Source organism: Bacteroidales bacterium, assembly GCA_035353855.1.
Lineage (GTDB): Bacteria > Bacteroidota > Bacteroidia > Bacteroidales > CG2-30-32-10 > DAOQAK01.
The window spans coordinates 51923-63849 of sequence record DAOQAK010000008.1 but is presented as its reverse complement, the minus strand read 5'-3'; the positions used below and the strand labels follow the sequence as shown (position 1 = coordinate 63849).

General features: G+C 33.1%; 12 protein-coding genes. 9 read left to right on the top strand and 3 right to left on the bottom strand.

Features of this window, described 5'->3' with window-relative positions; all coding sequences use genetic code 11:
* Positions 1-180: 180 nt before the first annotated feature.
* Positions 181-1587 carry a TlpA disulfide reductase family protein gene (locus PKK00_03295; protein HNW97423.1) on the top strand — a complete coding sequence of 469 codons (1407 nt, stop codon included), beginning with the start codon at positions 181-183 and terminating at the stop codon, positions 1585-1587.
* Between the two features lie 3 nt (positions 1588-1590).
* Here PKK00_03295 and PKK00_03290 read toward each other — a convergent pair whose 3' ends face one another.
* Entirely contained in the window at positions 1591-2187 is a 597-nt protein-coding gene (locus PKK00_03290; GenBank protein ID HNW97422.1) for an NUDIX domain-containing protein, read from the bottom strand.
* Positions 2188-2194: 7 nt separating this feature from the next.
* Here PKK00_03290 and pyrE point away from each other — a divergent pair, with 7 nt between their 5' ends.
* The 5 genes from pyrE (at position 2195) to PKK00_03265 (ending at position 7251) form a co-directional block, all read left to right on the top strand.
* Complete coding sequence (pyrE, locus tag PKK00_03285) at positions 2195-2836, top strand: orotate phosphoribosyltransferase (protein ID HNW97421.1); 642 nt, start codon at positions 2195-2197, stop codon at positions 2834-2836.
* A 114-nt stretch (positions 2837-2950) separates the two neighbouring features.
* Complete coding sequence (locus PKK00_03280) at positions 2951-3358, top strand: hypothetical protein (GenBank protein ID HNW97420.1); 408 nt, start codon at positions 2951-2953, stop codon at positions 3356-3358.
* Between the two features lie 56 nt (positions 3359-3414).
* Positions 3415-5283 carry an ABC-F family ATP-binding cassette domain-containing protein gene (locus PKK00_03275; GenBank protein ID HNW97419.1) on the top strand — a complete coding sequence of 623 codons (1869 nt, stop codon included), beginning with the start codon at positions 3415-3417 and terminating at the stop codon, positions 5281-5283.
* Positions 5284-5395: 112 nt separating this feature from the next.
* A complete protein-coding gene (locus tag PKK00_03270; protein HNW97418.1) occupies positions 5396-6358 on the top strand; it encodes a site-specific DNA-methyltransferase in 963 nt (320 codons plus the stop codon).
* The gene (locus PKK00_03265) at positions 6355-7251 is read left to right on the top strand and encodes a hypothetical protein (GenBank protein ID HNW97417.1); all 897 of its coding nucleotides are present in this window, start codon (positions 6355-6357) and stop codon (positions 7249-7251) included. The genes PKK00_03270 and PKK00_03265 overlap by 4 nt, the downstream gene beginning before the upstream one ends.
* Before the next feature lie 158 nt (positions 7252-7409).
* On the opposite strand, the gene PKK00_03260 is transcribed toward PKK00_03265, so the two are convergent.
* Both PKK00_03260 and PKK00_03255 read right to left on the bottom strand, forming a co-directional pair.
* A complete protein-coding gene (locus PKK00_03260; protein HNW97416.1) occupies positions 7410-7898 on the bottom strand; it encodes a hypothetical protein in 489 nt (162 codons plus the stop codon).
* An 11-nt stretch (positions 7899-7909) separates the two neighbouring features.
* On the bottom strand, positions 7910-8656 hold the full coding sequence (locus PKK00_03255) for a biotin--[acetyl-CoA-carboxylase] ligase (protein HNW97415.1): 747 nt from the start codon (positions 8654-8656) through the stop codon (positions 7910-7912).
* Positions 8657-8744: 88 nt separating this feature from the next.
* Between PKK00_03255 and rsfS the strand changes: the two genes are divergently transcribed.
* The 3 genes from rsfS to PKK00_03240 are packed head-to-tail and all read left to right on the top strand — an operon-like array spanning position 8745 to position 11921.
* Positions 8745-9122 (top strand): ribosome silencing factor, encoded by a 378-nt coding sequence (rsfS, locus tag PKK00_03250; protein HNW97414.1) that lies wholly within the window; start codon positions 8745-8747, stop codon positions 9120-9122.
* Between the two features lie 20 nt (positions 9123-9142).
* Positions 9143-11266: an ATP-dependent zinc metalloprotease FtsH gene (gene ftsH, locus PKK00_03245; protein HNW97413.1), complete on the top strand. Its 2124-nt coding sequence runs from the start codon at positions 9143-9145 to the stop codon at positions 11264-11266.
* Position 11267: 1 nt separating this feature from the next.
* Positions 11268-11921: a lactate utilization protein gene (locus PKK00_03240; GenBank protein ID HNW97412.1), complete on the top strand. Its 654-nt coding sequence runs from the start codon at positions 11268-11270 to the stop codon at positions 11919-11921.
* The last annotated feature ends 6 nt before the right edge of the window (positions 11922-11927 follow it).

The following is an 11927-nucleotide window of genomic DNA, read 5'->3' as shown; positions in this document are numbered from 1 at the left end:
TCATTACCAACAACCTTACGATTAAGACTAACTTTATCACATTGTAATTCCTTTTATTCCTGATATTATTGGTTTTTGATAATTAAATGTAATTTTAACCTGATTTATGAAAGTTTATTAATTTTGAAATTCACACTAAACGTTATAACATAACGTTATTTATCAAGAAAATTATTTCTCGTGAAAAAAAACATTTTAATCATACTTATTTTCTTAATATCCTCTTCAATTCAGGCTCAGCAGGTTAATTTGAAAGGAATAGTTAAGAATGTTGAAAGTAAAACAATTGATGTTTTCAAATACACAGACATGCTAAGCTATTCATTGGAAAAAATAGCTTCAGGAAAAATTGACACTTCAGGGAAATTCAATTTTTCTTTTAAAATTGAAGAAACTATTTTTACTTATATTAAAATAGGGACATCACAAGCTCCTTTATATATTGAACCAAATAAAACTTACAATCTGAAAATTTCCTGCAACGACTGCAATTCTATAAATGACAAAACCAATCCTTATCTTGATCCTAAAATACTTGAAGTAATTATTGAAAATTCGGACTCAACAGAATTGAATAACATGGTATCAAAATTCAATAATGATTATGATGCTTTCATTTATAAAAATTACATAACTTTAATCAAGCAGCGTAACAAAGCCAAGATCGATTCATTCCGCGTTCAGGTAAATAAAAAATACAGCATTGATAAAAATAGTTATTTCGATGCTCTGGTCAGATACCGCTTTGCTGCTATTGAACAAATGGCACAACTTAAAAGTAACCTCACCTTTGCAAAAAAATATTTTCTCGATCAACCGGTATTATATGAAAATACAGGATATATGGAATTTTTTAATAATTTCTTTGAAAGTTACATCATATCAGTATCACCCAATATCAAAGCCGGCGACCTTAATAAAACAATAAATGTTTTAGGAAGTTTTCCTGCTTTCCTTGATTCTCTTGGCAAAGATACAATACTTAAAAACGAAGTTCTTAGAGAAATGGTAGCTATTAAAAGTCTTGTAAAATTATTTTATTCCAATCAATATTCACCTGAATCAATTATCCACATGCTGCAATACCTCGCGGACAATACCAAATTTCCAAAACATAAAATTGCTTCTGAAAATATAATTACTCTTTTAACAAAACTTATTAAAGGCTCTGTTGCGCCGGCATTTTCACTCAAAGACATGAATGGACAAAGCTATACTTTAGCCGAATTGAATAAAGACAAATATGTTTACCTGATATTCTGGAATACCTGGTGCGTGCCCTGTATAAGCGATATGGAACTGATTGATGGTTTAATAAAAAAATACGGTACAAAAATTACTTTTATAGGAATATCATGCGATAAAGAATTTATGACCTTTTATCATTTTATGCAGCAAAATAAAAAATTCAATTTTACATGTCTGTATTGGGGCAATGATACCAAGCTTCTTGATGACTACAATATCAAAGCATTTCCCACGTATTTTTTAATTGACCCTGAAGGAAAAATTTATCAGAACCCGGCAGAAGCACCAAGCCAATACCTTGATGGATTATTAAAACTAATTACCAAAGAAAAAAAATAGATTTTACAAATACCCTGTTTGTGTAAGCAATTCAATAATAGAAGCATATGAATCGCGCATAGCCCAGGGAATATCCTTACGGGAAAGCCATTTTACCAATGTAATATCTTCAATTAGCTGTGGTGTAATTGCCGAATCGTCGGAATATGACATTTCGAACCACCAGGTTTTTTTAATTACCCTCTCTCCGTCTAATCTATAGGTATGGTATGTCGGTATAAGTTCTTTTATTATTGAAAGTCCTTTCACTCCTGTTTCTTCCATCACTTCTCTTACAGCTGTTTCGCGAGGTTTTTCACCCTCATCGCATTTTCCCTTGGGAAGATCCCATTTCCCGTAACGGAAGATGAAAAGAATTTCACCTGTATTTTTTTTTACAATTCCCCCTGCCGCTTCAATAACCGGAAATAAAGAAATAATTTTATTACCATCGCCTGTTACATAAAGTTTATCGGAATTCTTTTCTTTTTCAAACACATCGATAACAGGCATAAGTGTTTCTTTAGACACGAATTGATGAACTTTTACACCGGGTATATTCAAATTTTCATTATCATTTGAGAACACGATGCATTTATTATTAATAAAAACTTTATACATTTGCTACATGAAATTAAATGAAGAATCCGCATTAAAGGTTGCAGAATTCCTTCTGCAAATTAAAGCAATAAAATTGGAAGTTGCTAAACCTTTTACATGGGCATCGGGATGGAAATCGCCGATCTATTGTGATAACAGGAAAACCCTGTCATATCCGAAAGTGAGAACCTATATCCGTCAACAGTTTGTAAAAGTGATAACCGATGAATTCGGTATACCTGATGTAATTGCAGGAGTTGCTACCGCCGGAATACCACAGGGAGTACTTGTTGCACAGGAAATGGGCTTGCCATTTGTGTATGTCCGCCAGTCGGAAAAAACACATGGACTAGAAAATAAGATTGAAGGTGTTATTGAATCCGGACAATCAGTTGTTGTTATTGAAGATTTGATTTCAACAGGAGGCAGTAGTCTTAAAGCTGTTGAGGCGCTTCGTAAAGCAGGATGTGAAGTAAAAGGAATGGCAGCAATTTTTACTTATGGATTCCCTGTTGCTGAACAGGCATTCGCTAAAGCCAAATGTCCTGTAGCAACGCTTAGCAATTACTCATTCCTTATTCAGCAGGCTGTAAAAAATGCTTACATCCTTGAAAAGGATCTTGCTACTCTCGAAAAATGGCGCGAGAAACCTGAAGAATGGGGTAAATAATTTAGTTTACAGTTTACCCGCATTGCCTTCAACAAGCTCAGGTTGACCGTAAGTCAAAAAGTTTGATGTATTCAGTGCATGATTATATTTTTTATAATTCTAAAATAATTTCACTTGACAAGAATAGAAAGCAATATAGCCCAAATAAATAATTCTTCCGAGAAGATGTACACTTTTCTGGGCGACATGAACAACTTCGGAAAACTAATGCCTGAACAGGTTATCAACTGGAAATCGGATAAGGACAGTTGCTCTTTTACCATTAAAAATATGGCCGACCTATCGCTGAAAATTATTGAACGCGTACCTTCTTCTAAAATAGTAATGACTTCCGGCGATGATACTCCTATTAAATTTACTTTGGAATGTGAAATAAAACAAGATAAAGAAAACCAATCATCAGGTAAAATAATTATTAATGCCGAATTAAATATGATGATGGAAATGCTTGCCAAAACTCCTTTACAGAATTTTGTGAATATGCTTTCTGATAAATTAAAAGAGCTTGGCGACAAACTTTAATTTTCACTTTCTTATTATTCGTTTGCATTTATTTTTCTTATTAATAGTAAACTCCAATGATTTATCTGCAGGTTGAAAATATTTCCAAATCATTTGGAGAAAAATTATTGTTCAAGAATATTTCTTTCGGAGTACACAAAGACCAAAAGATAGCGCTGATTGCCCGAAATGGCACCGGGAAATCAACCATGCTAAAAATTATTGCAGGGCTTGAATCAAAAGATACCGGAAGTATTGTTTTCCGTAATGATATTTCATTTACTTACCTTGACCAGAACCCGGAATTCAACGAATCGCTTAGTGTGCTCGAAGGAGTTTTTGCTTCATCAAAATCGATAATCAATATTATAAAAAATTATGAAGCAGCTTTGGTTTCGGGCGACAGCAAGATGATTGCCGATGCTACCGATGCCATGGAAATAAATAAAGCCTGGGATTATGAAACGCAGATAAAACAAATCCTTGGCCAACTAAATATTACTAACCTTAAGCAAAAAATATTTGAATTATCGGGCGGTCAGAAAAAGCGCCTTGCTTTAGCCAATGCGTTAATCAGCGAGCCCGATCTTCTTATTCTTGATGAACCTACAAACCATCTTGACCTGGAAATGATCATCTGGCTTGAAAAATATTTACAGCGATGCAAAAGTACTTTGCTGATGGTTACTCACGACCGTTATTTCCTCGACAGGGTTTGTAACGACATCATTGAAATTGATGATGGAAAACTTTTTCGTCATAAGGGAAATTATTCATATTTCCTTGAGAAACGCGACGAACGCATACAATTTGAAAATACCGTAATTGAAAAAGCACAAAATATTTTACGTACAGAACTCGAATGGATGCGCCGTATGCCAAAGGCAAGAACTACAAAATCGAAAAGCCGCATCGATTCATTTTACGATATTAAAGAAATTGCTTCAGGAAAAAGAACGGAAAGAAATATGCATCTTGACCTGCAAGGTACCAGGCTTGGTAAAAAAATTCTTGAAATAAATTATATCAGTAAAAAATTTGAAGGCATCGACCTTCTCGAAAATTTTGAATATACATTCAAACGCAATGAACGTATTGGTATTGTTGGAAGAAATGGATGCGGAAAAACCACTTTACTTAATATCATTGCCGGATTAATTCCTCCCGATTCAGGAACTATTGATGTAGGCGAAACCGTATCCATGGGGTATTACAAACAGGAAGGGATTACTTTTAAAGAAGATCAGCGGGTTATTGATATTGCAAAAGATGTTGCAGAAGTAGTTAAAATGAGTAACGGGTGCAACATTTCTGTATCGGGATTTTTGCAACATTTTTTGTTTACCCCCGAAATGCAGTACACACCTGTTGGAAAGCTTAGCGGCGGAGAACGCCGTCGGTTGTACCTTATGACGGTACTGATGAAAAATCCGAATTTTTTAATTCTGGATGAACCCACCAACGACCTTGATATTATTACATTAAATGTACTTGAAGAATATCTTAAAAATTTTAATGGGTGCATCGTAATTGTTTCACACGACCGGTTTTTCATGGATAAAATTGCAGAACATCTTTTTGTTTTCGAAGAAAATTCTGTCGTACGCGATTTCCCGGGCAACTATACACAATATCTTGAATACAAAGAAAGAATTGAAGAACAGGAAAAAGTAAATTCAATAAAACCCGAACAGCAAAAAAAAGAAAAACCGGTTAAAGAAAAACCAATTAAACTTACTTACAAAGAACAAAAGGAATTTGAAGCACTTGAACTGGAAATTGAAAATTTAGAAAAAGAAAAATCAGAAATTGAAGAGGCCTTTGCATCAGGCAAACTGGAAAGTCAGCAAATAGTTGAATTATCAAAACGCCACGAAGAAATTATTTCTCTGATAGAAACCAAAACCGACAGGTGGCTTGAATTGAGTAGTAAGATCGCAGGATAGTTTAACGTTTCGTTATTAATAAATAATTATTATCGAAAAAAAATTATAACCATAACAAATTTTAGAATGTTAGAAAAAATGTTTTAAATTTGGGGGATATATATTACAACTAATGAGACCTAATTTAGCGAGAAATAAAGAACTGCCAACATTTTTTGGACAATTACAATTAAAAGGGGAAAAACTTAATATAGAGATAAATAAAAGCGAAGATAACCCTGTTGTTTTTTATAAGCATCCAAACGGATTCTTATACAATGGAAACTGCATCGAATGGCTTAAATCTTTAAAGAGTGAAAGTGTTGATTTAATATTTGCTGACCCACCATATAATATTAAAAAAGCCGATTGGGACAGTTTTGAAAGTCAGGAAGAATATATAAAATGGTCAATGCTATGGATAGAACAGGCTTCAAGAATTTTAAAACCAACTGGAACTCTTTATGTATGCGGTTTCTCAGAAATATTAGCTGATTTAAAACATCCTGCATCTAAATATTTTAAATCCTGTCGTTGGATTGTTTGGCATTATAAAAATAAAGCTAATTTAGGTAATGATTGGGGCAGAAGTCATGAAAGCATTTTACATTTCAGGAAATCAAAAAACTTTAAATTAAATATTGATGATATTCGAATCCCTTACGGTGAACATACTTTAAAGTACCCAAGTCATCCGCAGGCAGAAACAAGTCAATATGGTAATGGGAAAAATTCAGAACATATTTGGGAACCAAATCCATTAGGCGCAAAACCAAAAGATGTTATAGAAATTCCAACTACTTGTAATGGTATGCATGAAAAAACTCCTCATCCTACTCAAAAACCTGAAGAGCTTTTAAGAAAAATAATCCTTGCTTCTTCCAATATCGGCGACTTAGTTTTAGATCCTTTTTGTGGTTCAGGTACTACTCCTGTTTGTTCCGAACAACTTCAAAGAAAATGGTTAGCCTGCGATTTATCCCCTGAATTTTTAGAATGGACTATAACCCGTATTGAAACAGTTGAAAGTTGGTCAATTGAAAAATGGTTAAAATATGATTTTGAAAATTTAAAAAGAAGGAGTTCTATAAGATGACATTAAAGCAATTGGTTAACAAAGCTAAGGATAAACATAATTTCAATGATCTTAATGCTTATATCAATTTTTGCAATGAATATTTGAATTTTATTTCTGATAATTTACAAGCTATAATTGTTTCTCAAAACGAAAATCATTATCAATTTTATCAATACAAAAAAGCAGGGAATTTTCAAATTACAAGACCGATAAATTCTTCGCTGATGTATGATCTCAAAACATTTTCAAAAGCATCTGTCGAGTATATTAAAATCCTGAAGAATATCAAAACACTTGAGAAACCTGATAATTCCATTAGAGAAATCATTAATAATGCAACATATACCATCCAACAATCTATTGGTTCTGCTTTAGACGGTTTACCTGCCGGACAATCAAATACAGCAAGAAAACTTAATGGTGATTTGTTTGAACATTTTGTTCGTTTAATAATTCACGAAATCGGAATTGAATGTAAAGCAGGCGTAATGCAGGTACCTGTTATGGTTGATGGTCAAAGATTATTTGACATGAGTTATCAACATGATCTTTTCATTGAAAAGGATAATGATATAAAAGTTATTGGATCAATTAAGACTTCAAGTAAAGACAGGATAGACAAAATCTTTATAGATAAATTCCTTTACAATAAATTAACCGAAAAAAGAACTCCGCATATTGCCATTTTTTTAAATGATGTACAGAGGAAAAATACAAAAAAAGAAAATGAATATGGTATCAATTCTACATTTCTGCCTGGACATTTTAAAGGATATACTGTCAAATTAAACCCGCTAGATGGTGTTTATTATTGCGACATCCGCCCAAATATGAAAACCGAAAATATTTTAAAGGATCATATTAAAACTTTTGATAATCTTTTGATAGAAGATATTTGGAAATTTATTTAATACTTTCCCATTTAAAATTAATCATTCAACATTTATCATTTCAATTTTAGCATAGATTCACTCAGGCGAATTCAGATTTTCACAGAATACATCTAGTATTTTAATTCCTGAACTTTCTTATCCCTTATAACTTATGTCTTTTGCCTTTTAAAAATCGTTTATTGTTCTTTTGATTTAATATACTCTTCAATAGCCTTTTCTTTCTTGGCAATAAGCGAATCCAATAAATTTTGAGGAATAAATGATTTAACTGATTTCAGTACGGTTTCTGCATTTCCTTTATCAACAGGAAAGGTAGGGATTGTATATTTCTTTCCATTAGCAGTAATTTCAAGGTATTCAACACTACCACCAACTGGATATTTATCTTTTTTAGCCCAGCTGTTTTCATAAAATCCGGAAGTTTTAAGCTGCTTTGCAAACTTTTTTATTTCTTTTCGCGGAACATTAAATTTTTCTGTCCATACCGTATCAAAAACTTGGTTTGGAGTAAATGTAATCACTCCTTTGCCTTTAGCATCAATTGTTACAGAATATTTATAACTATTTGGCGGGCCAATGGTACCTGATACAAAATTATAATTTATAGTAAAATCGCCGGGTAATACTTTTAGCATTGCACTGAAAATTACAATCATTAAGTTCATATTTATTATTTTTATATAACGTATTCTATTTCTTTAAAAGCAAATTCAAAAATTTTGCCTTCTTTATTTTCAAGCTGCAATTTACCAAATTCTGAAACACTGACAATTTTTGCGAATAAAAAAGAATCTTCAACTTTATATTTTGAATAAAGATTATAACGATAAAGATTATTCAGGTATTCTGAATTCAGCAATTCGCAATCATTTCTGCACAATTGCATATACCTTGCATTTAATGATTCGCAAAGTTCATCTAAGCAATTCCCGATAATGAACTCTTTACCTGAAACTAATTTTAATGAAACAGGATTAGGAATATTTTTACTGAATTTTTCCTGGTTGATATTAATTCCTATTCCTGCAATTACGTATTCGATGCGGTTTCCAGAAATTGAATTCTCAATTAAAATTCCTGCAATTTTTTTTTCTCCGACATAAATGTCATTAGGCCATTTAATTTTAGGTGACATACTGACAGGAATATTTTTTCTTACAAAATCAAGAACTGCCAAAGAAATAATTTTGTTTAAAATAAATTGTTCCGAAGGTTTTATAAAATCAGGATAAAGTATAACACTGACCGCCAGGTTTTTTCCACTTTCGCTTTCCCAGGTATTATTTTGTTGTCCACGCCCGTTGGTTTGAGATGTTGTGAATATAAGTGTTCCATTTACAGGTTTTTCTGCCATCAGCAAGGTTGCGGCATAAGTGTTGGTAGAAGCAGTTTCTGTTAATCTTATAATATTTTTCCCTATCATTATCTGGATTTAATCTTGAGGTTAGCAATCAGTAAGTGAGTGTTTTTACAAAATGATTATCTTTGTCAACTGCAAATTTAACTATTGAATGGCAAAAAGGAAAAAGAAAACAAATATTTCAGATTCATTATCAGAAATAGTGATAAAAGGAATACAGGAAAAAAAAGGGAAGAATATCGTTAGTATGAACCTGAAGAACATACACAATGCGGTTAGCGATTATTTTATTGTCTGTCATGGAACATCTTCAACACAGGTAGAAGCTATTGCCGAATCAATAGAACGCGAGGTAAGGGAAACAACAGGATTAAAACCCTGGCACAGGGAAGGTTTTCAAAATGCAGAATGGATACTTCTTGATTATGTAGATGTAGTCGTTCATATTTTCCAGGAAAAATTCAGAAGTTTTTATCAAATAGAAAGCCTTTGGGCTGATGCAGAAGTAATAAATATTAAATCAGAATAACATTTAGGGAGTTCAAAAAAATGGATGAAAATAAAAATCAAAACCCAAATAAAAAATTCAATCCCAATATAAAAAAACCAAAGAATGGTTTTAGTTTCTATTGGATTTACGGAATTCTTGCTGTAGTATTTTTAGGACTCCAGTTCATGGGAGGATGGAATACTTCTTCCAAAGAAACCAATTTATCGGATTTTGTAAAAATGCTGTCAAAAGGCGATGTTGAAAAATTATTAATCATCAATAATGAAGAAGCCAGGGTTTATATAAAAAAAGACAGTCTTAAAAAGAAAGAATACGAAGAAATAAACAAAAGTCTTGGCGGAGGTTTAAATGCAGGACCTCATTTTTATTTCCAGGTTTCTAATGAATCATTTTTTAATGAATTAACTAAAGAAGAAAGTAAGATACTTAGTGACACATTAAATGTTCCAAAAGCAAAAATTCAATTTATCAAAAAACAGTTCGATGATTTAAAAGTGCTCAGGGATAAAGAAAGCGACTGGGGCGGACAATTACTGGGATGGCTGGTACCTATTGCAATTTTGGTAATTTTCTGGATGTGGATAATGAAAAGAATGGGTGGAGGAGCCGGTGGTGGCGGCGGTCAGATTTTTAATATAGGAAAATCAAAAGCACAATTATTTGATAAGGACACCACTGTAAATATAAATTTCAATGATGTTGCAGGTCTTGCAGAAGCTAAAGTGGAAATCATGGAAATTGTTGATTTCCTTAAAAATCCTAAAAAATATACCGAACTCGGAGGAAAAATCCCTAAAGGAGCATTGCTAATTGGTCCTCCGGGAACAGGAAAAACATTATTGGCTAAGGCTGTTGCAGGCGAAGCCAAAGTTCCATTCTTCTCGTTATCCGGTTCCGATTTTGTTGAAATGTTTGTAGGAGTAGGCGCTTCACGTGTACGTGATCTGTTCCGTCAGGCTAAAGAAAAAGCACCCTGTATTATTTTTATTGATGAGATTGATGCAATAGGAAGAGCAAGAGGCAAAAATGCGATTACCGGCGCTAACGATGAAAGAGAGAATACGCTGAATCAATTATTGACCGAGATGGATGGCTTCGGAACCAATGTGGGGGTAATTATTCTTGCCGCCACAAACCGTGCTGATATACTCGACCGCGCATTAATGCGTGCAGGGCGATTCGACAGGCAGATTCATCTTGAGCTTCCTGATCTTGAAGAACGTAAAGCCATTTTCAAAGTTCACATTAAACCTTTGAAACTCGATATTACTGTAGATACTGATTTTCTTGCAAAACAAACTCCCGGATTCTCAGGCGCTGATATTGCCAATGTTTGTAATGAATCCGCTCTTATTGCTGCAAGGAATAATAAAAAAACTATTGAAAAACAAGATTTCCTTGATGCTATCGACAGGATCGTTGGCGGGCTTGAAAAACGCAGCAAAATAATTTCACCTGAAGAGAAAAAAGTTATTGCTTATCATGAAGCCGGACATGCTTCTGTAAGCTGGATGTTAAAATATGCCAACCCACTCATCAAAGTAACAATAGTTCCTCGCGGTAAAGCTTTAGGAGCAGCATGGTATTTACCCGAAGAAAGACAGATCACCACATTCGAACAAATGTTCGATGATCTTGTTGCTACACTTGGAGGAAGAGCTGCCGAAGAAATTATTTTCGGTAAAATTTCCACAGGCGCTTTGAATGACCTTGAAAAAATCACCAAGCAGGCTTATGCAATGATTGTATATTATGGGTTAAATAAGAATATTGGCAACCTTAGTTATTATGATTCTACAGGAGCTTCAGAATATTCTTTTACTAAACCATATAGCGAAGCTACAGCAGAAACGATTGATAAGGAACTGAAAGATCTGATTGAAAAAGCTTATAATACTGCGAAAGAAATTCTTACTGAAAATAAAGACAAATTAAATAAACTGGCCAGCAGGTTACTTGAAAAAGAAGTAATTTTCAGAGAAGACCTTGAAGAAATATTCGGGAAAAGACATTTTGACGAGGAAAATAAAGAAATAAATTCTGTTACAAAAAATACTGAAATTCCAGACAAAACAAACCCGGATGATATTGAAGACAAAACACCTGAAAACATTAATGATTTGGGAGTTTCAAACGATACTAATTTAAATAATATCACATAAAATGGATGAAGCAACTTCCAGAGAAAAGGTATTAAAAAAAGTAAGGAATGCATTGATTCATAAAATGCCGAATCCGTTTCCTGATATTGATTTTGATTCAAATATTTACAAAGAAACGAATGAATCACCGGATATCATATTTGCGGAAGAATTTATTAAAGCATCAGGAAAATTTGTTTATTGCGAATCCGAACAGGATCTTGCCGAAACACTAAAGGCGCTAATAACAGAAAATCATTGGATAAATATTTTTTGTAAAGAAGATAAGGTGAACAAAATACTTACTGAAAATAATATTCCTTTTTTATCGGATGATGAAGATTTTATTGATACTGAAGTTGGAATTACATCATGCGAATTTCTTATTTCCAGGCTGGGCAGTATAATGGTGTCATCAAAACAACAATGCGGTAGACGTTCATTTGTTTTTCCCCCGGTACATATTGTTTTTGCATATACATCACAAATTGTTCCCGATATAAAACAAGCTTTGAACGGGATAAAAACCAAATATGAAAAAATGCCTTCGATGATTTCAATGATTACCGGTCCAAGCCGTACCGCCGATATTGAAAAAACACTTATAATGGGTGCACATGGACCATGCGAATTATATGTTTTCCTTGTTGATGATTCAATAAATAACCAAATCTAAAAAATA